Here is a 26,858-nt window from a genome sequence, read left to right as displayed (position 1 = left end):
GGATCGCGGTTGACGCAAGCCTTCCGGCAGTTCATCTGCCCCGCATCCTTTTAACTCTGCGAGGCCCGATGCTCATCTCCCCCGCCTATGCCCAGGACGCCGCCGGCGCGGGCGCGATCGTCATGCAGCTCCTGCCGCTGCTGCTGATCTTCGTCGTCTTCTACTTCCTGCTGATCCGCCCCCAGCAGAAGAAGATGAAGGAGCACCGCGCCATGCTCGGCAGCCTGAAGCGCGGCGACCGCGTGATCACCGCGGGCGGCATCGTGGGCGAGATCAAGTCGGTCAAGGACACGTCCGACGAGGTCGAGGTCGAGATCGCGCCGAATGTGCGCGTGACGGTCGTGCGCGGCACCATCGGCAGCGTGATCCGGCCCGAAGCGGCGAACGACGCGAAGAGCTGATCCGATGAAGCTGCGGCACGTCGAGACCCCGCAGCTGACCATCGCCGTGGAGGAACACGGGCCGGCCGAAGCGCCGGTGGTCATCCTCCTCCACGGCTTCCCCTATGCCGCACGCTGCTATGACGCGGTCGTGCCGCATCTCACCGGCCACCGCGTCCTGGTCCCGCATCTGCGCGGCTATGGAGAGACCCGCCTCAAGCCCGGCGTGCTCCGCTCCGGCGCGCAGGGGGCGCTGGGCGCGGATCTTCTGGCGCTGATGGACGCGCTGGCGATCCCGTCCGCCATCCTCGCCGGCTATGACTGGGGCGGCCGCGCCGCCTGCGTGGTGGCGGCACTCCATCCCGAGCGTTGCAGGGGCCTCGTCACCGGCACCGGCTACAACATCCAGGACATCGCCCGCAGCGCCGAGCCCCAGCCGCCCGAGCGCGAGATGCGCCACTGGTACCAATATTATTTCCACAGCGAGCGCGGCGCCCGCGGCCTCGCAGAGAACCGCGCCGAGCTTTGCCGCCTGCTCTGGCAGCTCTGGTCCCCCGAATGGCGCTTCACCGAGGCGGACTACGCCGCCAGCGCCGCGCATTTCGACAACCCGGATTTCGTCGAGGTGGTGATCCACTCCTACCGCCACCGCTTCGCCCTGGTGGCCGGCGACCCGGCGCATGACGCGATCGAGGCGGCGCTGGCGAAGCTGCCTCCCATCACCACCCCGGCGATCGACCTGCACGGTCTCGCCGATGGCGTGAACCCGCCTGGCCCGAACGCCTCGCCCCGCTTCACCGGCCGCTTCGAGCGCCGCCTGCTCCCCGGCATCGGCCACAACCCGCCCCAGGAAGCACCCGAGGCATTCGCCCGCGCCCTGCTGGATGTCGGATGCTGGAACGCCTGAAGGGCTGGGCCCGCGCCATCCGGCGGGATGCCCATGCCCTCTTCCTCGCCGCCCGGGACAGCCGCACGCCTGGGCCATCCGCCTCTTCGCGCTGCTGGTCGCCGCCTATGCGCTCTCGCCGATCGACCTGATTCCCGACGCCATCCCCGTGCCGGGCCTGCTGGATGAAGCGTTCCTGCTGCCGCTCGCCATGCTGCTGCTGCTGCTGCGTGCCCTGCCGCCGGCGCTGCTCGCCGAATTCCGGGCCGCCGCCACCGCGGCGGCCGCGCGGCCGGTCAGTCGCCTGGGGGTGGCTCTGGTGGTCCTGGCCTGGCTCTCGCTCGGCGCGCTGCTCCCCGGGCTGTTCGCCTGACGGTGGTTGCCGGGTCTGGCGGGGCCGCGTTACCGTGGCGCGTGCGCCATCCTCCCTCCGCCGAGGTCACTTCGGACCGGATTTCCCTGCCTGGTCCCACCGGCCTGAAGGGCTGGCTTCTGGACCGCGCCCTGGCCTCCACGCCCTTGGTCTTCGCCGCCTTCCGCCGCTTCTGGCCCATCCCGCGCATCGGCGGCACCTATGCCGTGACGCGCCATGACGACGTGCTGGAGGTGTTCCGCAACCATGCGGGCTTCGGCGTGCCCTACAAGGTCACGCTCGATGTGCTGACCGATGGCGAGCCCTTCTTCCTCGGCATGAACGACGGGCCCGAATACCGTGAGGGCCTCGCCGCCGCGCGCTCGGTGATGCGCATGAGCGACCTGCCCGCCCTGGCACGCCAGTCGGAACAGCAGGCCGAGGCGCTGGTCGCGGCAGCGGGCGGGCGGCTCGACGTGGTGGCCATGACGCGCCGGGTGGGGTTCGATGTGCTCGCCGGCCTGCTCGGCATTCCCGCACCCGCCGCCGGCCGGCTCGATGTCTGGTCCACGCGCCTCTTCGGCGAGACGCCGACCGACCCCGCCGGGCGCGCCGCCGTGCTGGCGACCGCCGCCGCCTTCCGCGCCCATCTCGATGCCGCCATCGCCAACCGCAAATCCGCTGGCGCGGCGGGGGATGACGTGCTGGGCCGCTGCCTCGCGGCGCAGGCCGAGGGGCGGGCAGGCTTCAGTGACATCGAGATCCGCACGCTGCTGCTCTGCCTCATGGTGGGCGGCCCGCCGCAGGTGCCCATGGTGCTCTCGCAGGCGCTGGAGCAGCTGCTCCGCCGCCCGGGTCCGCTGGCCGAGGCGCAGGCGGCGGCGCGCGCCGATGACGACACGCGCCTTCATGCCATCATCCGCGAGGCGATGCGCTTCGACCCGCTGGCCCCCGCCTTGCCGCGGGTGGCCCTGGCGCCCACGGTCATCGCGGCCGGCACCCCACGCGCCCGCACCATCCCGGCCGGCGCCAAGGTGCTGGTCTGCTTTGCCTCCGCCATGATGGATGAGCGGCGCGTGCCGGACCCGGCGCGCTTCAATGCGGGGCGGCGCGACGTGGAATACATCCATTTCGGCCACGGATTGCACGCCTGCATCGGCCGCGCGATCAGCGAGGCGACCCTGCACATGACGCTGAAGCCGCTGCTGCGGCGGCCCGGGCTGCGGCGCGCGCCTGGCGCGGCGGGGCGGCTCGCGAAGCGCGGCATCGTGGCCGAGCGCCTCGTGGTGGCGTTCGACTGAGCCCCCGGCGGGACCGCGCCCGGAGGAGCATCCGCGCCCGGAGGAGCATCCGCTCCGCGAAGGCGGGCCCTCGGCCCTCGCTTCCGCCCGCGCGGATCAAGGCCCAGGGCGCGCCGCGTTCACGCCCCGGGCTGGAGCGGCTTCACCGTCCTCGCTTGCGGTGAAGCGGCTCTAGCAGGCTGCTGAAAAAGGCCAAAAGACGAAAGGGCTCCGCCCTCTCGTACTCTCCCGCCAAGAAACTCAGTTTCTTGGATCTTCAATTGTTAAATTAAATCAAATACTTATCGGAGATGCAAGAAGCTGAGGTTCTTGCCGGGGTGTCCGAGGGGCTGGCCCCTCGGTCCCACAGCGGAGTTTTTCAGCAGCCTGCTAGAGCAGCGTCCGATCGAGTTGAACCGCTAATCGGTTCAACTCGATCGGACATAAGCTGCTCTAGCAGTTACGTTTCTAGAGCACGACCTTCCGATCAGCTTGATTCAAGCTGATCGGAACGTGCTCTAGCCCGGCTGCAGCCCCTTTTCCCGGATCAGCGCATGCCGCGCCGGGTCCGCCAGGAAGCGCAGCAACGCCTGCGCCGGCTCGCGGGCCCCGGCCCTGAGCCCCGCCGTCAGCACGACGAAGCTCTGCAGCGCGGGCGGGAAGGGGCCCACCACCACCGCCCCCGGCACACCCATCAGCTCCGGCACCAGTTGCACCGCCATCTCCGCCTCGCCCCGGGCCACCAGCGCGGCATTCATCCCCGCTGCATTGGGCCGCAGCCGGGGCGTCAGCTCGCCCGAAATTCCCAGCGTCTCGATCACGCGGCGGAAGCCCATGCCGCTCTGCCCGGCCGAGCTGACCACGATGGAGCTGGCGCCGAGCAGCGCGCCCCGCAGCCCTTCGGGCGTCGAGATATCCGGCCGCGGCGCGCCCTCGCGCACCGCAAGCCCCAGCCCGGCACGCGCCAGCGTGACGGCCGAGTCCGGGGCGACGCGGCCCGCCGCCGCCAGTTCGCTGATCAAGCTGGGGGTCAGCACCGTCACCTCGAAGTCCAGGCCCGTCATGATTCGGCCCGCCAGGATGCTGGAGGCGCCATAGCTCGCCACCACGCGATGGCCGGTGGCGCGCTCGAATTCCGGCAGGGCCACCTCCGCCACCGAGCGAAGCCCGTTCGAGCACAGCAGCGTGATCTCCGCCGCGCGCGCGGGCCGGGCGGCCAGCAGGCCAAGCCCCGCGCCGAGAGCCAGGGGAAGGGATCGGCGCTGCATGGCGGGCTCCATTCGGTATTCTCGAGCATGACGCGTTGCGGTGGAACCGCCGAAACGCCGTGTCATCCTCACAGCGAGAGACGAGGGCGTGCGGCGTGAACACGGCGCGCCCGTGTGAAACTTTACGCATCCATCGCACCAACGGAAAAGGGCGCGGCCCTCGCGGACCGCGCCCCCTTCGCTTCAGCCGGAAGACTGGATCAGGCGCTCTGGCCCGAGGCCAGGCCGCCCTTGTCCATCAGGCTCTCCACCACGGACCAATCGACCAGCTTGTTCAGGAAGTTGTCGAGGTAGTTCGGGCGCACATTGCGGAAGTCGAGGTAATAGGCGTGCTCCCACACGTCGCAGCCCAGGATCGGCGTGCCCTCGCCGGTGGCGACGGGGTTGGAGCCGTTCGGCGTCTTCGTCACCTTCAGCTTGCCATCCGTGCCGATGATCAGCCAGCACCAGCCCGAGCCGAACTGCGTGACGCCGGCCTGCTTGAAGGCCTCCTTGAAGGCGGCCAGGCCACCCAGGTCGGAATCGATCTTGGCGGCGAGCTTGGCCGGCAGCTTGTCGCCACCGCCATTGGGGGACATCACCTGCCAGAACAGGATGTGGTTCCAGTGCTGGCCGGCCTGGTTCAGCACGGGCAGGCCATCGGCGCCGGCCTTGCCGGCCTCGGCCACGATGGTCTCCAGCGACTTGCCGGCCAGGCCCTTGCTCTCGATCAGGCCGTTCAGCGCCGTCACATAGGCGTTGTGGTGCTTGCCGTGGTGCAGCTCCAGCGTCTCCTGGCACATGCCCTGGGCGGCGAGCGCGGAGGTCGAATAGGGGAGCGGGGGAAGGCTGAAGGCCATGGCGTTTCTCCGGAGGTGAGGATCAGTGCTGCGCAGCTAAGCAGCACAGGGCGAAGCGTCAACCACGGCGCCCGCGCTTTCCCACCCCTCAGGCCGCCCGGATGCGCGCGACGAAGCCCGTGACCTCCCGCTTCAACTGATCCGCCTCGCGCGAGAGGCCGCCCGCCGCCGCCAGCATCTGGCCGGCCGCCGCCCCCGTCTCGTCCGCCGCCTCGTTCACGCCGGCGATGTTGCCCACCACCTCCTGTGTGCCGGCGGCCACGCTCTGCACGCTGCGCGCGATCTCGCGCGTCGCCGCCCCCTGCTGATCCACGGCCGAGGCGATGCCGCTCGCGATGTGGTTCATCTCGCCGATGGTCTGGCCGATCGCATGGATCGCGGTGACCGAGGCCGCGGTCGCGGCCTGCATCTCCTGCACCTTGGCCCCGATCTCCTCCGTGGCCTTCGCGGTCTGCGCGGCGAGCGCCTTCACCTCGCTCGCCACCACGGCGAAGCCCTTGCCCGCATCGCCCGCCCGCGCCGCCTCGATCGTGGCGTTCAGCGCCAGCAGGTTGGTCCGCGCCGCGATGTCGTTGATCAGCCGCACCACCTCGCCGATCTCCTGCGCGGCGGAGTTCAGCCCCTGCACGCGGCCATTCGTATCCTCCGCCTGCTCCACCGCGCGGCGCGCGATGTCGTTGCTGGCCGAGACCTGGCGGGCGATCTCGCCCACCGTCGCCGCCAGTTCCTCGCTGGCGGCGGCGACGGTCTGCACATTGGCCGCCGCCTCCTCCGTGGCACCCCGCACCGCCGCCGCCTGGCCCGTGGTGCGCTCGGCGATGCGGGTGAGCGACTGCGCCGAGGCCTCCATCTCCACCGAGGCCGAGGCCACATTGTCCACCACGCCGCCGATGCTCGCCTCGAAGGTCTCGGCCATGCGGTGCATGGCGGCGCGCTTCTCCGCCTCGGCCGCCGCAGCCTGGGCCGCCTGCTCCTGTTCCAGCCGGCGCACCGCCTGCGCATTCTCCTTGAAGACCTGCACTGCGGCCGACATGGCGCCGATCTCGTCGCGCCGCCCCTGGGCCGGGACCTCGGTCTCAAGCCGCCCCTGGGCCAGTTCGCCCATGGCGCCCGTCATGGCGCCGATGGGCCGTGCCATGCCGCGCGCGATCCACAGCGCCAGCAGCAGCGTGACCAGCAGCGCGGCGAAGGAAAAGCCCAGCAGCTTCCACATGGCGGCCCGCGCCGCCGCGGCGGCCGCCGTCGTATCCAGCATCAGCTCGGCCACCGCGACGGGGCGGCCCGCATGGTCCAGCAGGGGCAGGGCGAAGACGGCGAGCTGCCGGTCGCCCACGGCCAGGCTCACCGGCGGGGTCGGCCCGGCCAGGCCCTGGCGCAGCACGTCGGGGGCGAGCTGCCCCTCGCGCACCGTGCCGCCGATCCGCGCCATCCGCCCCTCGCGCTCGACATGGACGAGGAGATCCGCATTCACCGAGGCCTTGATGCGCTGGAGAAACTCGTCGCTCGCCAAGGATTGCCCGAAGATGGCGCCGATGGGTCGTCCCTCGGACATCACGGGCACCGTGGAGGCGAAGGCGAGCCCCTGCGCCGCCACGATCACGCCCTGCGCCATGCGGCCGGCCAGCGCCGCCATCACGTCGCCGCGCCGCTGCGCGATGTCCTCGGGCGCCGTCATCTCGCTATGGGCGCGGTAGTGCAGCAGCCCGGGCGGCGTCGCCACGCCGAAGGTGGAGATCTGCCGCTCGGCCAGCAGGTTGCGATAGACAGGGTCCAGCACGGCCCCCATGCCGGCGCGATCGGTGCGGCGCACCGCCTCGATGAGCCGCGCATCCGCCGCCAGGCTGAGGCCCAGGCTCTGCAGCCGCAGAAGCTCGGTGTTCAGGCTGGCCGTGGTGGCCGCCGTGACCCGCGCCACGGTGACCTGCTGCGCCTGTGCCGCTTGCTCGGACATCTGCATCATGGCGAGGCCCGTAATGCCCGCGGCGACGAGGGACGCGATCGCCGAGAAGGCCAGGATCAGGCGCGCCTGGATCGAATGGAACATCTTCATGCGGGGAAAACTCCTTTCCCGGCAGCATCGCGCCTCTTCCTTGCCGAAGCGTGAAGCGGCGGATGCTTGCGCGCCGGCGGCGTTGCGGCCATGGCTTCCCCGTGCCCGAACTCAGCCCCTGCGGCGCCATCGCCCGCCGCCACGACCCGGACCGCTTTCTCTGCGCCCTCTTCGCCCCGCCCGCGAAGCGCGAGGCGCTGTTCACCCTCATCGCCTTCAATCATGAGCTGGCCCGCGCGCGCGAGGTGGCCAGCAACCCCATCCTCGCCCTGATCCGCCTCACCTGGTGGCGCGAGGCGGTGGAGGAGGCCGCTGCCGGCCAAGCCCCGCGCCAGCACGAGGTGGCGGCACCGCTCTCTGCCGCGATCCGCTCCGGCGCGCTCGACGCCGAAAGCCTCATCGCCATGGCCGAGGCGCGCGAGATGGAGGCGGAGGAGGAGGGCATCGCCAGCACCGCCGCATTCCACGCCTATCTTCGCGGCACGGCGGGCGGCTTCGCGGTGGCGGCCGGGCGGCTGCTGGAGGCACCCCCCGCGCTGCTTCCCGCGCTGCAGCAAGCTGGCCTGCTCTATGGCCTGGCGGGCCTTCTGCGCGCCGTGCCCGCGCTCGCCGCCCAGGGCCGCTGCCTTCTGCCGACCGACCTCATCGCGCCCGAGGCGGTGGTGGAGGACCCGGCGCGCGCCGCGCCCGTCATCGCGGCCCTGGCGCGCGAGGCACCCGCCGCCCTGCCGCTCCAGGGCCTGCCGCGCGAGGCCCGCGCCGCCGCGCTGCCCCTGGTGCTGGCCCGGCGGGACCTGAAGCACCTCGCCGCCGGCCGCCCCGTCATGCGCGGCCTGATGGACCGGCTCGCCGTGATGCTGGCCGCGCAACGCGGGCCCCGCTGAGCCCTCGGCCAATTGCGGCGATCGGCGCGCCGCTCGCAACGAATTGATGCCATATTCCGGGAGCACACCGGCCCGGTCAGATCGGAACACCCATGGCACGCTATCTCGTCTCCGGCGGCGCCGGCTATGTCGGCAGCCACCTCGTCCTCACCCTGCTCGATGCCGGGCATGAGGTGGTGGTGGTGGATGACCTCTCCACCGGCCATCGCAACGCCATCCCGCCCGGCGCCACCTTCATCCACGCCAATCTGAGCGAGCGGAAGCGGCTGGACGAGATCTTCGCCGCCTGGAAGTTCGACGCCGTCTTCCACCTCGCCGCCCTCTCGCTCGTGGGCGAGAGCATGCAGCAGCCCTTGCGCTATTGCCGCGAGAACCTGGCCAACAGCGTCAACCTCGCGGAGGCCGCGGTGAAGGGCGGCTGCCTGAAATACGTCCTCTCCTCCACCGCCGCCGTCTTCGGCGTGCCGAAATCCGTGCCCATCACGGAGGAGGCGGAGACCAGCCCGGTGAACCCCTATGGCCTGTCGAAGCTGATGATGGAGCAGGCGCTGGCCTGGGCCGAGGGCGCGCATGGCCTGCGCTCCGCCTCGCTGCGCTACTTCAACGCGGCCGGCGCCGACCCTCTCGGCCGCGCCGGCGAGGACCATGAGCCCGAGACGCATCTCATCCCCCGCGCGATCCTGGCCACGCTGGGCCGCCTGCCGCCGCTGCATGTCTTCGGCACGGATTACGACACGCCGGACGGCACGGCGGTGCGCGACTACGTCCATGTGATGGACCTGGCCGCCGCGCATATCGCCGTGCTGCCGCGGCTCGACCAGGGCTCGGTGCGCTACAACCTCGGCAATGGCGCCGGGCATTCGGTGCGCGAGGTGATGGCGGCCGTCGAGCGCGTCTCCGGCCGCAAGGTCCCGCATGAGAACGGCCCCCGCCGCGCGGGCGACCCGCCGGCGCTGGTGGCCTCCTCCGCGCTGATCCGGGCCGAGACCGGCTGGACGCCCAAATATGCCGCGCTGGACGAGATCGTCAGGACGGCGTGGAACTGGCATGCCGCGCATCCCCAGGGCTACGGCGCCCGCGAAGCGGCCTGACTCGCGGCCGGGGTCCGGGGTCCGCCACGGACCCCGGCGGGGTCGAGGGGCAGCGCCCCTCGTGTTACTTCTTCGGCTGCGGCATCTGCACGCGAATATGCAGTTCCTTCAGCCGCGGCTCGTCCACCGTCGAGGGCGAGCCCATCATCAGCTCCTCGCCCTGCTGGTTCATCGGGAAGAGGTTCACCTCGCGCAGGTTGGGTTCCTCCGCCAGCAGCATGACGATGCGGTCGATGCCCGCCGCCATGCCGCCGTGCGGGGGCGCGCCGTAGCGGAAGGCGTTGAGCATGCCGCCGAAGCGCTCTTCCACGGCTTCGGGCGGATAGCCCGCGATGCCGAAGGCCTTCACCATGATCTCCGCCTTGTGGTTGCGGATGGCGCCCGAGGCCATCTCATAGCCGTTGCAGACCACGTCATACTGGTAGGCCGGGATGGTCAGCGGGTCCTGGGTTTCCAGCGCCTCCATCTCGCCCTGCGGCATCGAGAAGGGGTTATGGCTGAAATCCACCTGGTTGGTGTCTTCGTTCAGCTCATAGAAGGGGAAGTCGGTGATCCAGCAGAAGCGGAAGCCGGACTTCTCCGTGATCCCCAGCTCATTGCCCAGGCGCAGGCGCGTCTGGCCGGCGAATTTGGCGGCATCGGCCTCCTTGCCGGCGGCGAAGAAGACGGCATCGCCCGGGTTCAGCCCGCAAGCCACGCGGATCGCCTCGGCGCGGTCCGCTTCCAGGTTCTTCGCGATCGGGCCCTTGGGGCCTTCCGCGTCGAAGGTGATGTAGCCGAGGCCGCCCGCGCCCTCGGCCCGCGCCCATTCGTTCAGCTTGTCGAAGAAGCTGCGCGGATTGCCGCCCGCACCGGGGGCGGGGATGGCACGCACCACGCCGCCCGAGGCCGCGATCTTCGCAAACAGCCCAAAGCCCGAGCCCTTGAACTGCTCGGTCACGTCCCGGATCACCAGCGGGTTGCGCAGATCCGGCTTGTCCGAGCCATAGTCCAGCATCGCCTTGGCATAGGGGATGCGGATCCAGGGCCCGGCATCCACATGGCGGCCATCCGCGAAGCGCTCGAAGGTGCCGCGGATCACCGGCTCCATCGTCGTGAAGACATCTTCCTGCGTGACGAAGCTCATCTCGACATCGAGCTGGTAGAACATCAGCGTGCGGTCGGCGCGGCCCGCCTCGTCGCGGAAGCAGGGGGCGATCTGGAAGTAGCGGTCGAAGCCCGCCACCATCGTCAGCTGCTTGTACTGCTGCGGTGCCTGCGGCAGCGCGTAGAACTTGCCCGGATGCAGGCGGGCCGGCACCAGGAAGTCGCGCGCGCCCTCGGGCGAGGACACGGTCAGGATCGGCGTCTGGAACTCGTTGAAACCCGTGGCGATCATGCGCTCGCGGATGTCCTGGATGATCTGGGCGCGCAGGATCATGTTGCGCTGCAGCCGCTCGCGCCTGAGGTCGAGGAAGCGGTAGCGCAGGCGCTGCTCTTCCGGGGCCGGGCTGTCATCGGCCACCTGGAAGGGCAGCACATCGGCCGTGGACTGCACCACCAGCTCCTTCACGCGCAGCTCGATCGCGCCCGTCGGCAGCTTGTCATTCACCGTGCCCGCCTCGCGCGCCACCACCTCGCCGGTGACGGTGATGACGCTCTCCGCGCGCAGACCCTCGGCGGCGGCGAAGACGGCCGAGCCGCTCGGGATCACGCATTGCGTCAGGCCATAATGGTCGCGCAGGTCAATGAAGAGCAGCCCGCCATGGTCGCGCTTGCGGTGCACCCAGCCGGAGAGGCGGGCCGTCTGCCCGGCATGTTCGGCGCGGAGCGCGCCGCAGGTATGGGTGCGGTAGGCGTGCATGTGATCCTGCAATGAGCAATGTGCGGCCCCGGTAAGGGCCTTCGCGGGGCCGTGCTGTCAAGCCATGCCCTTGCATGGCGGCCCTTCCGGCTGCAAACCGGACCCATGCCGGAACCATCGCCCCGCCTGATCACCCAAGCCGCCGAGCTGGCCGAGCTCTGCGAACGACTCCGCCAGGAGCCCTTCGTGACGGTGGACACCGAGTTCATGCGCGAGCGCACCTATTGGCCCGAGCTCTGCGTCGTCCAGCTCGCCGGCCGCGACGAGGTGGCCGTGGTGGATGCCGAGGCGCCGGGGATGGACCTCGCCCCGCTGGGTGACCTGCTGGCCGACCCGGCCGTGGTGAAGGTCTTCCACGCCGCCCGGCAGGATGTGGAGATCTTCCTCCTGAAATTCGGCGCCGTCCCCACGCCGCTCTTCGACACCCAGATCGCCGCCATGGTGGCCGGCTTCGGCGACCAGGCGAGCTATGACAGCCTGGTCCGCGCGCTGGCCGGCGCCTCCATCGACAAGGCGCATCGCTTCTCCGACTGGTCGGCCCGCCCGCTCTCCAAGGCGCAGATCGAATATGCGGCGGGCGACGTCACTCACCTGCGGCAGGTCTATCTCCGTCTGCGCGAGAAGCTCATGGCCGAAGGGCGGCTCGATTGGGTGGCGCAGGAGATGGACGCGCTGCTCCAGCCCTCCACCTACATCACCGAGCCCTCCGAGGCCTGGGAGCGGCTGAAGCCCAAGACGACCAACCGTCGCTTCCTCGGCGTGCTGCGCGCGGCCGCCGCCTGGCGCGAGGCCGAGGCGCAGCGCATCAACATCCCGCGCGGGCGCCTGGTGAAGGACGAGACGCTGCTGGAAGTGGCCGCGACCGCACCCACCACGGCCGACCAGCTCGCCCGCGCCCGCGGCATCTCCGAGGGCTTCGCCCGCGGCAAGTCCGGCGCCTCGCTGCTCGCCGCCATCGCCGAGGCCAAGACGCTCCCGGAGGAGGAACTGCCCCAGCCGCTGGAAGCGCGCCGCGGGGCAGGGGCCTCGCCCGCGCTGGTGGCGCTGCTCAAGGTGCTCCTGGCCGCGAGTGCGGAGGCGCATCACGTCGCCCCCAAGCTGCTGGCCGACAGCGAGGACCTGGAGCGCCTTGCCAGCGAAGCCGAGCCCGAGATCCGCGCCCTGCAGGGCTGGCGGCGCGAGGTCTTCGGCGAGGATGCGTTGGCGCTGAAGACCGGGCGCCTCGCGCTCGGCGTGGCGGGGCGGCGTGTGCGGCTGATCCGCACCGATTAATGACAGCCGCTGCGGAGGGAAGTTTACTCTGCGACAGGGGGCACTGATTGGCTCATGATGCTGCAACTTATCCCGTTATTGACCGCCTTCGGACTCGGCTCGATTGTCACTACGCTCGTGCAAGCTTGGTTATCTCAGAGGTCAAAGAAGGACGAGTTGCGCTTCCAGGAGAAGAAGGCGGCTTACGTCGGGCTTCTTGAAGCTTATCATCGGGCTGCAGTTGAGGGCACGGACGAGGCTGCCAAGCATTTTGCCTATTGGCAGATGCGGTGTGACCTGGTCGCGTCAAAGGAAGTTCGAGACGCAATACGTCTGATCATTGATACGAATGACGATCGCTCCGGACGGGTGAGGGCGCATGCCACTCTGCAAGAAGCCATGCGCGCTGACCTGGGTATTGTGCGGTAGCGCGCAGCCGCGTTCAGGTTCACAATCTTCAGGCGTTCAGCCCGTGCCGTAGCCCCCGCCGCCCGGCGTCCGCACCGTCACGCGCGTGCCCCGGTTCAGCACCTGCTGCACCCGCGTGTTCACGGGCTTGCCGTCCATCAGCACCTCGCCCCGCGCGCCCGGGCCGCCGCCGAACAGCCCGGGGGCGGGGTATTTGATGCGCTCGGTGACGAAGACGGCGGCCATGCCATCCGTCTCGCACTCGATCTCGGTCTCGTGCCCCAGCCCGCCCATGTGGCGGCCAGCGCCGCCCGAGCCCGCACGCTGCACCTTGCGATGGATCATCACCGGCGCCGTGCGTTCGGCGACTTCCACGGGGGTCGCCGAGATGTTCGACGGCCAGGAGATGGAATCGCAGCCATCCTGCGCCGCCCCCGCGCCGGTCCCGCCATTGAAGAAGAGCGTGCCCGCATAGGGCTGCCCCGCCTGGTCGCGGCCCGCGAGGCTCATCATCCAGAGCGGGCTGCCGGGGGCGGCGCGCACCTTGTCCGGGATCGCCTCGGCGAGCGCCTGGAACATCAGCACCGGCACGTAATGGCCCGTCGCCGCGCGCCCGCCCACCGGCGCGGGCTCGCGCGGGTTCAGGATGCAGCCCTCCGGCACGCTGATCCGGATCGGGCGGAAGATGCCCTCATTGCTTGGCAGTTCGGGCAGCAGCATCGCCTTCAGCACGAACCAGGTCATGGCGCGCGTATAGGTGAAGGGGCAATTCACCGAGCGCGGCTGCTGCGGGCTGCTGCCGCTGAAATCCGCCAGCAGCGCGCCATCCTTCAGCGTCACCCGCACTTCCAGATGGAAGGGCTGGTCCATCCCGTCCGTCTCGAACGCCGCGCTCCAGCTTCCCTCCGGCAGGGCGCGCAGACGCTCGGTCATCGCGGCCTCCGAGCGGTCGAAGATCTCGGTGGCGACCGCCGTCAGATCCGCCAGCCCATGATCCGAGAGCGTCTGCACCACACGGTCGCCGATCAGCGTGACGGCGGAGGCCTGCGCCCAGATGTCGCCCTCCGTCTGGTCAGGCGTGCGGATATTGGTGCGCAGCAGCTTGATCAGCGTGGCATCGGCCACGCCGTCGCGCAGCAGCAGCATGGGCGGGATGTGGAAGCCTTCCTCGAACAGCTCGCGCGCCTCGGTGCTGCGCAGCCGCCCGCCGATATCGGGCACATGGCTCGTCGTCGCGCCATAGGCCACGATGCGTCCGCCATGGAAGATCGGCCGCACCAGGCAGACATCGTTCAGATGGCCCGTGCCGATCCAGGGATTGTTCGTGACGTAGATGTCGCCCGGCCGCATCTCGCTTTCGGGGATCGCTTCACGAATGGCGCGCACCGTATTGGGCAGCGTGCCGATGAAGCTCGGGATCGAGCCGGTGTTCTGCGCGAGCGAGCGCGCCTGCCCATCGGTCAACACGCAGGCGAAGTCATTCGCCTCGTTCGACAGCGTCGAGAAGGAGGTGCGGACGATCGCCTTGGCCGCCTCATCCACCGCCGAGATCAGCCGCGTCCAGACCAGCTCGAGCTTGACGGGATCGAGCTTGCTCATGCGCGGATCTCCACCAGGATGTTGCCGGTTTCCAGCACGCTGAGCCGCCCCTTGTCGCCGACGACGAGGGTGGAGCCGCTCTCCTCCACCAGCGCGGGTCCGCAGGCCGAAAAGCCGGGCGCGAGGCCGGGGCGGGAATAGATGTCGGCCATGGCGCCAGCACCGCCGGAGATGATCCGCCGCTGATGCGTCTTGGCCGGTCCCTCCCAGCCGCGCCGCGCCGGCGGCAGGGGCAGCGGCCGCGCCGCACCTCGCAGCACGATCCGCGCGTGGACGAGGTCGATCGGCACGGCGGGGGGCGGGCGGCGGAAGCGCTCCTGATAGGCGGCGGTGAAAGCCGCGGTGACCATCGCATGCAGCGCCGCGTCGTCGCTCGGCCAGGGCGCGGGCGGCAGGGTCACGGGCATATGCGCCCCCTGGCCCACGCAGCGCGCATCCACCACGCGCTCCGGTGCCGGCGCATCCTCGGCCCAGCTCTTATGGTCCATGGCGCCGCGCGCCAGCACGCCCCGCGCATCGGCTTCGAGCGCGGCGAAGGCGGCCTCCAGCTCGGCGGCGCGCCAGGCCAGCAGGCGCCGCCCCAGCGTTGCCACCCGGTCCACCCGTGGCGGCGCCGTCAGCAGCCCGAGGGCCGAGGCCACACCCGCCTCAGGCGGCACGATGACGCGCCGGATGCCGAGCTTGCGCGCCAGGTGATAGCCATGCACCGGCCCGCCGCCGCCGGTGCAGACCAGCGTGAAGCCGGACGCATCGCGCCCGCGCTCGGCCAGATGGGTGCGCGCGGCACTCGCCATCGCCTCCGTCACCACGTCATGGATGCCCCATGCCGCCGCCTCGGGCGTGATGCCGAGCGTGGCCGCGAGCCGCGCCATGGCCGCCTCGGCCGCGTCGCGATCCAGCGGCAGACGCCCGCCGGCGAAGCGGGTCGGGTCGAGATAGCCCAGCAGAAGATTGGCGTCGGTGACGGTCGCCTCAGTCCCGCCGCGCCCGTAGCAGGCGGGCCCGGGCTCCGAGCCCGCGCTGTCCGGCCCTACCTTCAGCAGGCCGATCGCATCGCGCCGCGCGATGCTGCCGCCACCCGCGCCGATCTCCATCAGATCCACGGTCGAGATGCGGATGGGCAATCCGCTGCCCTCGATGAAGCGCGCCTGGCGGGCCGCCTCGAAGCCGAAGACCACCTCCGGCTCGCCGTGCTCGACGACACTGAGCTTGGCCGTGGTGCCGCCCATGTCGAAGGCGAGGATGCGCGGCTCCTGCCCGCCGGCCAGATAGGCGGCGGCGAGCGCGCCCGCCGCGGGGCCGGATTCCAGCAGTTGGACGGGGGCGCGCACCGCCTCCTCGAGATGCGTCATCCCGCCATTGGACAGCGTCAGCAGCAGCGGCGCGGCGATGCCGAGCGCGGCCAGTTCCCCGCCCAGCCGCGCGAGGTAGCGCCCTGCCATCGGCGCCACATAGGCGTTGGCGCTCGCGGTGCAGCCGCGCTCATATTCGCGAACCTCGCGCACGATGGCGTGGGAGGCGGTGACGGCGATGCCCGGGTGGCGCGCCTGGATGCGCCGTGCGGCGGCCTCCTCATGGGCCGGGTGCAGGTCGCTGTGGAGGAAGAGGATCGCGATCGCCTCGGCACCCGCCGCCACGGCCGCATCCGCCGCCGCGTCGAGTGCGGCGAGGTCCAGCGGCGTCGCCACCGTGCCATCCGCCTTCACGCGCTCGGGAACTTCGAGGCGCAGCGCATCGGGCATCAGCGGCGCGGGCGGACGCAGCGAAAGGTCGAACAGCTCGTAGCGGCGCTCGCGCCCGATCTTGAGGATGTCGCGGAAGCCCGCCGTCGTGATCAGCGCGGTGAGCGCGCCCTTCCGTTCGATCAGCGCATTGGTGAAAAGCGTCGTCGCATGCACCACGCGGGTGATCTCGCCCGCGTCCACGCTCGCCTCGCCCAGCAGCCGGCGCGTGCCCTCCAGGATGCCCTGGACCGGGTCGGAATGGGTGGTGAGGATCTTCAGGCTGCCCGACCGGCTGAGCGCGGGGTCATGCAGGACGAGGTCGGTGAAGGTTCCACCGATATCGATGCCAAGGGAGATGCCAGGGACAGTCACGTGGAACGGGTTCCGTCAGGCTCACAGAGAGGGAAGGGCTCGGTCTTTCCAGCGGACCATCATTCCGGACCTTGGGAAAGTATGGCCCCTGATCGTCTCGGCTCGGCGGTATCCAACCGCGCTGTCATCTGCCGGGCATTGCGGCGGCGAGAATGGCAGATTTGTCCGGATCAGTCAGCGGAAATTGCTGCCACGGCCTCGAATCACTGTGCCGGATCGCGAGCAGGCCGCCTGCTCCATATGGGCGTGAATCCTTGACTATTCCGAACGGCATATAGTGTTCCTGCAAAAAATGAACCGCCGGTACGCATGGTGAAACGCAGCCCATCGCCTGTCAATTCGGTCATCCCAGGCCTCCCATGATGGGCAAAGTGGTGCGGATGACCAGCGCGGCGGCATTGACCTGCCGGGAAAAAAACATGACATGGGAGGTAATGAAACCACGCAACGAATCCTCCGGAAGGCCTGAGCCCCGCTCCGGCGGCATCGTCGCCGTCGAGCGCAGTCTCTCCATCCTGGATGCGTTTCTGGGGGCCACCACCACCCGCGGCCTCTCCGAGCTCGCTCGCGCCACCGGCCTCGCCAAGCCCACCGTGCTGCGCAACCTCGTCTCGCTGGAACGCCGCGGCTACATCGTCCGCCTCGCCGATGGGCGCTACCAGCTTGGCGCCCGCCTGCTGCAGCTGGGCGAGGCCTATCGCGCCCAGTTCCGCCTGGAAGATCATGTGATGCCCGTCCTGCGCGACCTGGCCGCCCTGACCGGCGAGACGGTGACCTTCCAGGTGCGCGAGGGGGAGAACCGCCTCACCCTGTTCCGCGTCGAAAGCCCGCAGATCGTGCGCATCGCGCATGTCATGCCGAATCTGAAGCCGCTCGACCGCACCTCGATCAGCCATACGCTGCTGCATGGCGACGCGGCGGCCGATGCAGCGCGGCGGCGCCAGACGGTCTTCTTCTCGGCAGGCCTCGCCGATCCGCAGACCGCCTCGCTCTCCACCGCCATCTGGGGCCCGCCCGCCCAGCTCTGCGGCGCGATGAACATCAGCGGCCCCATCATGCGCCTCTCGACGGCGAATCTCGACGCGCTGTCGGCGCAGCTTGCCGCCGCGGCGCGCGGCCTTTGCGCGACGTTGGGTGCGCCCTTCCCGGACGGCATGCAGCCGCCCGAACTCATCCGCATCAGCCCGCCCGAAGCGCCGCCGCCACCCGCGCCTTGAGCGCTGGCAGGACCTCGGCCCCGAACCAAGGGTTGCGCCGCATCCAGCCATTGCAGCGCCAGGAGGGGTGGGGCAGGGGGAAGAGGCCCGGCCCATGCGCCGCGTGGTCCCTGACCATCTCCGTCACACTCCGCCGCCGCGCCCCCGGCAGATAGCGCTTCTGCGCATAGCTGCCGACAAGCAGCGTGAGCCGCCGCCGCGGCAGCAGCGCCAGCGCCCGCTCGTGCCAGAGCGGCGCGCATTCGGGGCGCGGTGGCAGGTCCCCGCTCGCCCCCGTGCCCGGATAGCAGAAGCCCATGGGCATGATGGCGATGCGCGCCGTGTCGTAGAACACCTCCGGCGGCAGCCCCATCCAGTCGCGCAGGCGCAGGCCGCTCGCATCATCCCATGGCGTGCCGCTCGCATGCACCCGTGTGCCCGGCGCCTGGCCGATCACCAGGATCGAGGCATCCGAGCCCAGCCGCACCACCGGCCGGCAGCCCGCCGGCAGATGCGCGGCACAGGCCCGGCAGGCCCCGATCTCGGCGACGAGCCGGCCGAGCGGATCAGCCGGCGCAGGAGGCGGCGAGGCGGCTTCGCCGAGGCGCTGCCTCATCCGCCCGGCATGCGTCAGCGCCCCGCCGAGGCCATCAGCCCCGCCAGCACTGCGCCCCGCGTGATGATGGAGGGCACCTCCACCCATTCGCGCCGGCTGCAGGTCTCATGCGTGATGGGGCCGAGGCCATCGATCGTCGGCACGCCGAGGCGCGCCGAGAAACTGCCATCCGAGCCCCCGCGCGAAACCACCTGGTGCACCGGGATCTCCAGCGCGCGGCAGAATTCCTCCGCCTTGGCATAGAGCACGCGCGTGCCCTCATGCGTCGGGAAGGCGGGCCGCGTGAAGCCGCCGCGCGCGGTGATGGTGACGCGCGAATCCCGCGGCGGGCGGGCGGCGATGGCGCGCACCTCGGCCAGCAGCTTCTCGCCCGCCGCATCATCCGGCGCGCGCAGGTCCACATGCATCTCGGCCGAGCCCGGCACCACCTGCCGCGCATCGCCGCCGCGCAGGATGCCGACGGTGGCGCAGAGGCCATTGGCCGGGTCGCCCAGCGCCTCCAGCGGCTCGACCAGCGCGGCGAGTGCGGCCAGCGCCGAGGCGCCCTTCTCCCGCGCCGAGCCCACATGCGCCGTGATGCCCGTCGCGTTCAGGTAGAAGGCGCCCACCGCGCCGCGCCCCACCACCATGCCGCCATTGGGCCGGCAGGGCTCCAGCGTCAGGCAGAGATCGGCATTGCGCGATTCCGCCTCCAGCCAGGCGCGGCTGCCCGGGCTGCCGATCTCCTCATCCGGCACGATGCAGACGGTGATGGAAGCCAGGTGCCCCAGCGCCTTCTCCGCCAGCAGCATCCGGATGGCGTGCAGCGCCATCACCACATTGGTCTTCATGTCGCCCACGCCGGGGCCGGTCAGCGTGTCGCCCTCCCGCTTGAAGGGCCAGATGGCGGCGATGCCTTCAGGCCAGACCGTATCCGCATGGCCCAGCACCAGCACGCGCGGCCCATTGCCGCCGAGGGCCAGCCGCGCCGTCATCTGGTCGCCGAAGCCGGGCAGGGGGGTGCGCTCCACGCTGAACCCCATGCCCGAGAGCATGCCGGCCCAGATGTCGATCACCGCATTCACCCCGCCCGCCATGTAGCTGCCGCTGTCGATGTTCACGCAGCGCTCGGCCATGGCGAGGATCTCGGGGAGTGCCGCCTGCATGCCGGCGGCGTGGCGATGGATATCGGTCATGGGGTGCCTTCCTTTTTGTCCGGTCAACCCTAGACCGATGCCGCGTGGCGCGTCAGCCTGTCCCCGGTTGAGACGAAGAGGGTGGCCGATGCTGCAGCCATGCGTGATCGAGAAGGTTCTGGGCCGCATCTGGGCCTCGCCCCGAATCAACGCGGACTTCGCCGCCATCTGCGCCACGGGCGGCCGCTTTTCCGGCACGGCGAGCGAGAAGGCGGCGGTCGAATGGCTCGCCCCGCGCCTCGCCGAAGTGACCGGCGCCGCCGTCACGCGCGAGCCCATCCCCTATCGCGGCTGGACCCGCATCGGCGCCCGCATCACGGACGCGCAGGGCATCACCCACAAGGCCGAGGCGCTGGGCCGCTCGCCCGCGACGCCGCCCGAGGGGCTGGAGGCGCCGCTGCTCGATCTCGGCCGCGGCACGCCCGAGCAGATCCTGGCCGTCGGCGAGGCGGTGCGCGGTGCCATCATCCTGGTGCGGCATGAATTCATGGTGGGCACCGGCCATGTGCATCGCCGCAAGAAATACGAATGCGCGCGGGATGCGGGGGCGGCGGGCTTCCTCATCGCCTGCCACGAGCCCGGCCTGCTGCCGGTGACCGGCTCAGCGGGCAATGGCGCGCCCGGCAACATTCCCTGCGCGGGGCTGAGCTTCGAGGCGGGCGCGGCGCTGGCGGCGCAATCCGGCCAGCGCATCCGCATGTTCGTGGAAGGTATCTTCGAGGATCGCAGCGCGGAGAACCTGCTCGCCACCATCCCCGGCCAGAGCGACGAGTTGGTGGTGCTGTCTGCTCATATCGACGGGCATGACCTGGCCTGCTCCGCCATCGACAATGCCAGCGGCCTCGCCTGCGCGCTGACGGTGGCCGAGGCCATCCGTGACGTGGTGCCTGGTTTGCAGCGCGGCGTGCAGGTGGGCCTCTTCAACATCGAGGAATGGGCGCTGCTGGGTTCCGCCGCGCACCTCGCGCAGATGCCGCCCGCCGAGCGCGCCAGGCGCGTGCTGAACGTGAACCTCGACTCGCTGGCCGGCGCCGAGGGCATCACGGCACTGACCAGCGGCGTGCCCGGCATGGCGGAATTCCTGCACGCGGCGCTGAAGCCGGCGGGGCTTTCCATCGGCATCAGCGCGCCCTTCATGGGCAATTCGGATCACGCCAACTACATCCGCCACGGCATCCCCGCGCTGCGGTTGTGCGCAGGCTTCGACCGCCCGCTCTCCAACATGCGCTTCCTGCTGACGCCCGCCGATACGCCGGACAAGGTGCATCCGCATCAGCTCAAGCTCGCCGCCAGCATCGCCGCCATGCTGGTCCTGGCCGGCTGCGCGAGCGAGACCGTTCCGGTCCCGCGCATGGATCAGGCGACCGTGCAGCGGCTCACCGCATGATCCGCGCGCATCTGCCGCCACCTTGGGCAGCGCCTGTCGTTTTTCCTGGACAATCGGGGTCGCCCCCCCCTGACATGCCCCTGAAGCGGAGTAGCCTTCCCACATGACCTATTCGCTCCTCGGCCGCTGCGCCCGCACCGGGCAGTTCGGCGCCGCCGTCACCACCTCCAGCATCGCGGTGGGTTCGCGCGTGCCGCATGTCGCACCCGGCATTGGCGGCGTGCTGACGCAGCACCGCACCGACCCGCGCCTCGGCCCGCGCGGCCTGGAACTCCTGCGCAGCGGCTGCTCGGCGGAGGAGACGCTGGCCGCCCTGGTCGCCGGCACGCCGCACCACAAATGGCGCCAGCTCGCCGTCATGGATGCCCAGGGCCGCACCGCGCAATTCGACGGCGCCGCCGTGAAGCCCGCCCGCGCCGCCGTCCACGTCACCGACTGCATCGCCATGGGCAATATCCTGGCGAACGACCGCGTGCCCGCCGCCATGGCCAAGGCCTTCACCGAGAGTGCCGACGAACAGCTGGCCGAGCGCCTGATGCGCGCCATGGAAGCGGGCGAGGCGGCGGGCGGCGAGGGCAAGCCCGTCATCTCCGCCGCGCTGATCGTTGTCGAGAAGGAAATCTTCCCGCTGGTGGACCTCCGTGTGGACCTCGCGCCTGAGGCCATCTCCGCGCTGCGCGCGCTGTGGAACGCCTACATTCCTTCGCTGCGCGAATTCGTCACCCGTGCCGTGGACCCCGACGCCGCGCCCGGCGTCATCTGAACCTCAGGAGAGACCGATATGCAGTTCCCCCGCCGCTCTGCCCTGGCCCTTCCTGCGCTGGTCAGCGCCGTCAGCCTGCCGCGCCCGGGCGGCGCCCAGGCCGGCGGCGGCACGCTGCGCATCGCGATGAGCGCCAACCTCCGCGCGCTCGACCCCGCCAAGACAACGATCGGCGAGGAGTTCATGCACTCCGTCTTCGTCTTCAACGGCCTCACGCGCATGACGGAAGAGCAGGAAGTGGTGCCGGAGCTCGCGGAATCCTGGACCTATTCGCAGGACCTCAAGACCTGGGAATTCAAGCTGCGCCGCGGCGTGAAGTTCCACCACGGCCGCGAGATGACGGCCAATGACGTGATCGTCACCTATCGCCGCATCCTCGACCCCGCGACGGGGGCGGCGAGCCGCAGCAATTACGACATGATCGCGGCGATGGAAGCGCCTGATCCCTATACGGTCATCTTCCGCCTCTCCTATCCGTACGGCGGCTTCGCCGACATCCTCTCCGACCGCCAGGTGAAGATCGTCCCGGCCGACAAGCTCGACGAGCTCGCGACCAACCCCATCGGCACCGGCCCCTTCGTCTTCCGCAGCTATGCGCCCGGTGACCGCGTGGTCTATGCGCGCAACCCCAACTATTGGGAGAACGGCCCGCGCTTGGACGGCGTGGAGATGCGCATCCTGCCCGAGATGTCGGTGCGCATCGCGGCCTTGCAGGCGGGCGATCTCGACGTGGTCTGGGATCTCGGCCCCGAGAACATCCGCGCGCTGCGCGATGCGCGCAATGTGCGCGTGGAGAGTGTGGCCACCGCCTCCTGGGATGGTGCGATCCTGAACAACAGCATCGCCCCCTTCAACGACCCGCGCGTGCGCCGCGCGCTGAACATCGCGGTCGCCAAGGCCGATGTGGCGGAGGCCGTGCTCTTCGGCGAGGGCTCGCCCACGCATAGCCCCATCGCCCCCAGCCACCCTTTCTTCGCGAGCGACATCGGCTTCCCCACGCGCCCCGATGTGGCGACGGCCCGGCGCCTGCTGCGCGAGGCCGGGCACCCCAACGGCCTGCGCGTGCCGCTGGTGATCCCGGTGGGCCGCCCGGTGCGCGAGCGCCTGGGCGTCACGCTCCAGCAGATGGCGCGCCCTGCCGGCTTCGACTTCGACATCCAGCGCGTGCCCTTCGCCCGCTACTCGGCCGAGGTCGCGGGCAAGGCGCCGGCCTATATCGACGGCTATTTCGCGCGCCCCACCATCGACACCTCCACCTTCCCCTTCCTGCATTCCCGCGGCAGCCAGAATGAGCGCCTCTGGATGTACAATGAGCCACGCGTGGATGCGGCCCTCGAAGCCGCCCGCCTGACGGGCGACCTCAACCAGCAGAAGACGCATTACGTCGCCATGCAGCGCGCCATGGTGGAGAACCCGCCGGGCTACATCGCCTATGCGCAGAAATTCGCCTGCGCCTACCGGTCCTCGGTGCGCGACGTGAAGACGCACCCGATGCGCTGGTTCGACCTCCGCGCGGGCTTCATCGCCTCCTGATGCTGGGGTTTCTCGCGCGCCGCTTCGTCTCGGTCCTCTTCGTCCTCTGGGCGATGACGGTGATGGTCTTCGCCATCGTCCATATCCTGCCGGGCAGCGTCGCGCATATGATCCTCGGCGAATTCGCCACCAACCAGGCGATCGCTGAGCTGGAGGAGCGGCTGGGCCTCAACCTGCCGCTCTATGAGCAATACTGGCGCTGGTTCACCGGCCTGATGCGCGGCGATTTCGGCATGTCGCTCACCATGGACCGCCCCGCCGGCCCGGTGATCCTGGAGGCGCTGGGGCGTTCGGCCATCCTCGCCTCCATCAGCATCGTGCTGGTGGCGATCATCGGCATCGCGCTGGGCATCCATTCCGCCACCCATGTCGGCTCCTGGTCCGATCGCGGCCTGACCCTCGCGCAGTATTTCTTCATCGCGGTGCCGGAATTCTTCTGGTGCATCCTGGTGATCATCTTCTTCGCCGTCTGGCTCGGCTGGCTGCCCGCCACCGGCTACACGCCGCTCGCCGATGGCGGCTTCCTCGGCTGGGCCAAGCACCTGATCCTGCCGGTCTCCACGCTGGTGCTGGGCCTCATCGCGCATGTCTCGCGCCTCACCCGCTCCTCCATGCTGGAGGCGATCGAGAGCAAGTACGTGCTCGCTGCCCGCGCCAAGGGCCTGCCCGAGCGCATCGTGCTGCGCCGCCACGCTTTGCCCAATGCGCTGCTGCCCACCATCACCGTGCTGGCCGTGGATGTCGGCATCCTGATCGGCGGCATCGTCGTCGTTGAAAGCGTCTTCGCCTTCCCCGGCCTTGGCCGCATGCTGATCTACGCGATCGACAACCAGGACATCCCGCTGATGATGGGCGGCATGATCGTCATCACCGCGATCTATGCGCTGGCCAACCTGGTGGCCGACATCCTCTACGCCGTGCTGAACCCCCGCATCCGGGTGAGCGGCAGCGCCGGATGAACCGCATTCCCCGCACCTTGTGGATCGGTGGCGTCATCGTCACCGCCATCATCCTCCTCGCCATCGCGGGCCCCTGGATCGCGCCCTTCGAGCCCGATGCCTTCAACGTCCGTGCCCGCCTGCAACCGCCTTCCACCACCCATTGGTTCGGCACGGATGAATTCGGCCGCGATGTCTTCTCCCGCGTGCTGGCCGGCGCGCATCACTCGCTGCTGATGGGCTTCGGCGCCACCGCCATCTCGCTCGCCATCGGCGTGCCGCTCGGCCTCATCGCCGCCTTCCGCCGCGGCTGGACGGAGGAGGTCATCATGCGCGGGGTGGACCTGATGATCTCCATCCCGCCCGTGCTGCTGGGCCTGCTCATCCTCGCCGTCACCGAGCCGGGCCTCGCCAAGACCATCATCGCCGTCGGCCTCGTCTATGTGCCGATCATGACGCGCGTGGCGCGCGCGGTCGCGCTCGACCTGCTGGCCGAGGACTTCGTGGAAGCCGCCCGCGCGCGCGGCGAGGGCGGATATCACATCCTGGTGCGCGAGATCCTGCCCAATGCCTGGCCGCCGCTGATCGTGGAGACCGCGCTGCGCATCACCTTCGCCATCCTGCTGGGCTCGGCGCTCAGCTTCCTGGGTCTCGGCCCGCAACCGCCCGACAGCGAATGGGGCCTGATGATCGCCGAAAGCCGCCCCTTCATCAGCGAGGCGCCCTGGATCGGCCTCGCGCCGGGCCTCTGCCTCTGCGTGCTGCTCATCGCGGTGAACATCGTGGGCGAGGGGCTGCGGGACCTGCTCGATCCGCGCCTGAGAGGACGCGGACATTGAGCGCGCCCCTTCTCGACATCCAGCGCCTCTCGCTCCGCTACGCCACGCAGCGCGGCCCGGTGCATGCGCTGCAGGATGTCTCCTTCGCCATTCGGCGCGGCGGGGCCATGGGCCTCGTCGGCGAAAGCGGCTCGGGCAAATCCTCCGTGGTGCTCGCCATCCTCGGCCTGCTCGGCCAGGGCGCCACGCTGGAGACGGCGGCGCTCACCTTCGACGGCGCCGATCTGCGCGCCGCCGCCGAGGCATTGCGCGGCCGGCGCATCGGCGTCGTCTTCCAGGACCCGGCGGCCGCGCTGAACCCCTCCCTCACCATCGGCTTCCAGGTGGCGGAGCCGCTGGTCCAGCACCAGGGCCTCTCGCGCGAGGCCGCACTCGCCCGCGCCATCACGCTGCTGGGCGAGATGGGCATCCCCCGCCCGGCCGAGATCGCGCATGCCTATCCGCACCAGCTCTCCGGCGGCATGAAGCAGCGCGCCATCATCGCAACCGCGCTCGCCTGCGAGCCCGAACTGCTCCTGCTCGACGAGCCCACCACCGCGCTGGACGTGACGGTCGAGGCCCAGATCCTCGACCTCCTGGAAAAGCTGCGGCGCGAGCGCGGCGTCTCCATGCTGCTGGTCAGCCACAATCTCGGCATCGTGGACCGTCTCTGCGACGAACTCACCGTCCTCTACGCCGGCCGCGTGGTGGAGCAGGGGCCCTGCGCCGAGGTTCTGGCCACCCCCAGCCACCCCTACACGCGCGGCCTGCTGGCTGCGCTTCCGCGCGTGGATCGCGGCCGCATGGCGCGCCTGGCCCCCATCCCGGGCGGCCTGCCGGACCTCACGCAGCCCATGCCAGGCTGCAATTTCCAGCCCCGCTGCCCCTTCGCCGCCGCGGGCTGCGACCAGCCGCAACTCCTGCTCGGCGAAACGCGACGCGCCCGCTGCCACCGCATCCTCGACATCGCCGGCCAGCCCTGGCCCATCCCGGAGGCACCCGAGGCCGCAACACGCCCCACGCCGACGCCCCTTCTCCAAGCCGAAGGCCTGGCCCGCAGCTTCGGCGGCGGCGGCCTCTTCAAGAAGCGCGCCGGCACCCGCGCCGTGGACGGCGTTTCGCTCACCATCGGCCGTGGCGAGGTGCTGGGCCTGGTCGGTGAATCCGGCTGCGGCAAATCCACGCTCGGCCGCCTCGTGCTGCGCCTCATCGCCGCCGATAGCGGCGCCATCCGCTTCGATGGGCAATCCATCCCGCCAGACGCCTCCACCGAATTCCGCAGGCGGGCGCAGATCGTCTTCCAGAACCCCGACAGCTCGCTCAACCCGCGCCAGACGGTGGATGAGGCGCTGCGCCGCCCGCTCATCCGCTTCGGCATCGCGGACGGCGCCGCCGCCACGCGCGAGGTCGAACGCCTGCTCGACCTGGTGCGTCTGCCGCCCAGCTATCGCAGCCGCTACCCGCACCAGATGTCGGGCGGCGAGAAGCAGCGCATCGGCATCGCCCGCGCGCTCGCCAGCCGCCCGGATTTCCTGGTCTGCGACGAGGCGGTCTCGGCCCTCGATGTCTCCGTCCAGGCCGCGGTGCTGAACCTTCTCACCGACCTGCGCGACGAGCTCGGCGTCGCCTATCTCTTCATCTCGCACGATATCGGCGTGGTGGCCCACATCGCCGACCGCATCGCCGTCATGTATCGCGGCGCCATTGTCGAGGAAGGCCGCGCGGCCGAAGTCCTGGCGCCGCCCTATCACCCCTACACCGAGGCGCTGCTCTCCGCCGTCCCCGTGGTCGGCGCCGAAGGCCGCGCGGAGGCCCGCATCCGCCTCAAGGGCGATGTGCAGAGCGGGCAGGGGAGCATGGGCTGCCGCTTCGCCCACCGCTGCCCGCGCCATATCGGCAGCCTCTGCGACACGGAGGCGCCGCCGGTGCGCGTCTTCGGCGAGGCGCATCGGATCGCGTGTCATTTGCCGGAAGACGAATTGGCCGCGATGCCGGCGGCATTGGGGTAAGAAAAAAGGGCCTCCGGCGGCCGGGGTCACGGACCCCGGACCCCATCTTATTGAAGGGGTCTGGGGCCTTGTTCAGACCGGACACATCCCTGACGGATGTTCGGAGAGATGGTTGACGCTTTTGGGCGTGGTTTCTCGGGAGAGAGGCGATGCCCTGGAAGGCGTTATCAGTGCTGGACCATCGTCGAGAGTTTGT

Annotated in this window: 23 protein-coding genes; 15 read left to right on the top strand and 8 right to left on the bottom strand. The window is 70.3% G+C overall.

The features are described 5' to 3' along the window. Positions 1 to 68: 68 nt before the first annotated feature. Genes yajC through KTR66_RS04055 form a run of 4 tightly spaced genes read left to right on the top strand, consistent with a single transcriptional unit; the run spans position 69 to position 2,919 of the window. On the top strand, positions 69 to 401 hold the full coding sequence (gene yajC, locus KTR66_RS04070; protein WP_213610722.1) for a preprotein translocase subunit YajC: 333 nt from the start codon (positions 69 to 71) through the stop codon (positions 399 to 401). Positions 402 to 405: 4 nt separating this feature from the next. Beyond that, positions 406 to 1,287: an alpha/beta fold hydrolase gene (locus KTR66_RS04065; RefSeq protein WP_213610721.1), complete on the top strand. Its 882-nt coding sequence runs from the start codon at positions 406 to 408 to the stop codon at positions 1,285 to 1,287. Beyond that, positions 1,265 to 1,639 carry a YkvA family protein gene (locus KTR66_RS04060; protein ID WP_249731836.1) on the top strand — a complete coding sequence of 125 codons (375 nt, stop codon included), beginning with the start codon at positions 1,265 to 1,267 and terminating at the stop codon, positions 1,637 to 1,639. The genes KTR66_RS04065 and KTR66_RS04060 overlap by 23 nt, the downstream gene beginning before the upstream one ends. Before the next feature lie 41 nt (positions 1,640 to 1,680). Continuing rightward, the gene (locus KTR66_RS04055) at positions 1,681 to 2,919 is read left to right on the top strand and encodes a cytochrome P450 (RefSeq protein WP_213610720.1); all 1,239 of its coding nucleotides are present in this window, start codon (positions 1,681 to 1,683) and stop codon (positions 2,917 to 2,919) included. Positions 2,920 to 3,416: 497 nt separating this feature from the next. On the opposite strand, the gene KTR66_RS04050 is transcribed toward KTR66_RS04055, so the two are convergent. The 3 genes from KTR66_RS04050 to KTR66_RS04040 form a co-directional block, all read right to left on the bottom strand. Continuing rightward, positions 3,417 to 4,166: a substrate-binding domain-containing protein gene (locus KTR66_RS04050; RefSeq protein ID WP_213610719.1), complete on the bottom strand. Its 750-nt coding sequence runs from the start codon at positions 4,164 to 4,166 to the stop codon at positions 3,417 to 3,419. A gap of 200 nt (positions 4,167 to 4,366) precedes the next feature. After that, on the bottom strand, positions 4,367 to 5,005 hold the full coding sequence (locus KTR66_RS04045) for a superoxide dismutase (RefSeq protein WP_213610718.1): 639 nt from the start codon (positions 5,003 to 5,005) through the stop codon (positions 4,367 to 4,369). 88 nt (positions 5,006 to 5,093) lie between these two features. Beyond that, entirely contained in the window at positions 5,094 to 7,055 is a 1,962-nt protein-coding gene (locus KTR66_RS04040) for a methyl-accepting chemotaxis protein (protein WP_213610717.1), read from the bottom strand. 62 nt (positions 7,056 to 7,117) lie between these two features. Here KTR66_RS04040 and KTR66_RS04035 point away from each other — a divergent pair, with 62 nt between their 5' ends. Further along, on the top strand, positions 7,118 to 7,939 hold the full coding sequence (locus KTR66_RS04035) for a squalene/phytoene synthase family protein (RefSeq protein WP_213610716.1): 822 nt from the start codon (positions 7,118 to 7,120) through the stop codon (positions 7,937 to 7,939). 92 nt (positions 7,940 to 8,031) lie between these two features. Continuing rightward, the gene (gene galE, locus KTR66_RS04030; protein ID WP_213610714.1) at positions 8,032 to 9,030 is read left to right on the top strand and encodes a UDP-glucose 4-epimerase GalE; all 999 of its coding nucleotides are present in this window, start codon (positions 8,032 to 8,034) and stop codon (positions 9,028 to 9,030) included. Positions 9,031 to 9,094: 64 nt separating this feature from the next. Here the strand turns inward: galE and aspS are convergent, their stop codons facing one another. Continuing rightward, a complete protein-coding gene (gene aspS, locus KTR66_RS04025; protein ID WP_213610712.1) occupies positions 9,095 to 10,873 on the bottom strand; it encodes an aspartate--tRNA ligase in 1,779 nt (592 codons plus the stop codon). 105 nt (positions 10,874 to 10,978) lie between these two features. Between aspS and rnd the strand changes: the two genes are divergently transcribed. Together rnd and KTR66_RS04015 are read left to right on the top strand one after the other, a co-directional pair. After that, positions 10,979 to 12,145: a ribonuclease D gene (rnd, locus tag KTR66_RS04020; protein WP_213610710.1), complete on the top strand. Its 1,167-nt coding sequence runs from the start codon at positions 10,979 to 10,981 to the stop codon at positions 12,143 to 12,145. Between the two features lie 54 nt (positions 12,146 to 12,199). Then, entirely contained in the window at positions 12,200 to 12,553 is a 354-nt protein-coding gene (locus KTR66_RS04015) for a hypothetical protein (RefSeq protein ID WP_213610709.1), read from the top strand. Between the two features lie 36 nt (positions 12,554 to 12,589). Here KTR66_RS04015 and KTR66_RS04010 read toward each other — a convergent pair whose 3' ends face one another. Both KTR66_RS04010 and KTR66_RS04005 read right to left on the bottom strand, forming a co-directional pair. After that, complete coding sequence (locus KTR66_RS04010; protein WP_213610707.1) at positions 12,590 to 14,131, bottom strand: hydantoinase B/oxoprolinase family protein; 1,542 nt, start codon at positions 14,129 to 14,131, stop codon at positions 12,590 to 12,592. Continuing rightward, positions 14,128 to 16,227 (bottom strand): hydantoinase/oxoprolinase family protein, encoded by a 2,100-nt coding sequence (locus KTR66_RS04005; RefSeq protein ID WP_213610704.1) that lies wholly within the window; start codon positions 16,225 to 16,227, stop codon positions 14,128 to 14,130. The genes KTR66_RS04010 and KTR66_RS04005 overlap by 4 nt, the downstream gene beginning before the upstream one ends. A 434-nt stretch (positions 16,228 to 16,661) precedes the next feature. Between KTR66_RS04005 and KTR66_RS04000 the strand changes: the two genes are divergently transcribed. Beyond that, complete coding sequence (locus KTR66_RS04000) at positions 16,662 to 17,444, top strand: IclR family transcriptional regulator (RefSeq protein WP_213610702.1); 783 nt, start codon at positions 16,662 to 16,664, stop codon at positions 17,442 to 17,444. On the opposite strand, the gene KTR66_RS03995 is transcribed toward KTR66_RS04000, so the two are convergent. Beyond that, on the bottom strand, positions 17,407 to 18,039 hold the full coding sequence (locus tag KTR66_RS03995) for a uracil-DNA glycosylase family protein (protein ID WP_213610700.1): 633 nt from the start codon (positions 18,037 to 18,039) through the stop codon (positions 17,407 to 17,409). The genes KTR66_RS04000 and KTR66_RS03995 overlap by 38 nt on opposite strands. Positions 18,040 to 18,053: 14 nt before the next feature. Continuing rightward, on the bottom strand, positions 18,054 to 19,214 hold the full coding sequence (locus tag KTR66_RS03990; RefSeq protein ID WP_213610698.1) for a M20/M25/M40 family metallo-hydrolase: 1,161 nt from the start codon (positions 19,212 to 19,214) through the stop codon (positions 18,054 to 18,056). A gap of 88 nt (positions 19,215 to 19,302) precedes the next feature. Here KTR66_RS03990 and KTR66_RS03985 point away from each other — a divergent pair, with 88 nt between their 5' ends. From KTR66_RS03985 to KTR66_RS24715, 6 genes are all read left to right on the top strand, one after another. After that, the gene (locus tag KTR66_RS03985; RefSeq protein WP_213610696.1) at positions 19,303 to 20,601 is read left to right on the top strand and encodes a M28 family metallopeptidase; all 1,299 of its coding nucleotides are present in this window, start codon (positions 19,303 to 19,305) and stop codon (positions 20,599 to 20,601) included. A gap of 103 nt (positions 20,602 to 20,704) precedes the next feature. Beyond that, positions 20,705 to 21,364, top strand: coding sequence for a DUF1028 domain-containing protein (locus KTR66_RS03980; RefSeq protein WP_213610694.1), 660 nt, complete (start codon positions 20,705 to 20,707; stop codon positions 21,362 to 21,364). An 18-nt stretch (positions 21,365 to 21,382) separates the two neighbouring features. Further along, positions 21,383 to 22,897: an ABC transporter substrate-binding protein gene (locus tag KTR66_RS03975; RefSeq protein WP_213610692.1), complete on the top strand. Its 1,515-nt coding sequence runs from the start codon at positions 21,383 to 21,385 to the stop codon at positions 22,895 to 22,897. Continuing rightward, positions 22,897 to 23,856: an ABC transporter permease gene (locus KTR66_RS03970; RefSeq protein WP_213610690.1), complete on the top strand. Its 960-nt coding sequence runs from the start codon at positions 22,897 to 22,899 to the stop codon at positions 23,854 to 23,856. The genes KTR66_RS03975 and KTR66_RS03970 overlap by 1 nt, the downstream gene beginning before the upstream one ends. Beyond that, a complete protein-coding gene (locus KTR66_RS03965) occupies positions 23,853 to 24,674 on the top strand; it encodes an ABC transporter permease (protein ID WP_213610688.1) in 822 nt (273 codons plus the stop codon). Before KTR66_RS03970 ends, KTR66_RS03965 begins: the two co-directional genes overlap by 4 nt. Continuing rightward, the gene (locus KTR66_RS24715) at positions 24,671 to 26,662 is read left to right on the top strand and encodes an ABC transporter ATP-binding protein (protein WP_249731835.1); all 1,992 of its coding nucleotides are present in this window, start codon (positions 24,671 to 24,673) and stop codon (positions 26,660 to 26,662) included. The genes KTR66_RS03965 and KTR66_RS24715 overlap by 4 nt, the downstream gene beginning before the upstream one ends. Positions 26,663 to 26,858: the final 196 nt, after the last annotated feature.

It is taken from the genome of Roseococcus sp. SDR, from assembly GCF_019083995.1.
In the GTDB taxonomy this organism is placed as follows: Bacteria; Pseudomonadota; Alphaproteobacteria; order Acetobacterales; family Acetobacteraceae; genus Roseococcus.
Note: the sequence above shows the minus strand (reverse complement) of the source record. Positions and strands in the feature narration are given on the sequence as shown.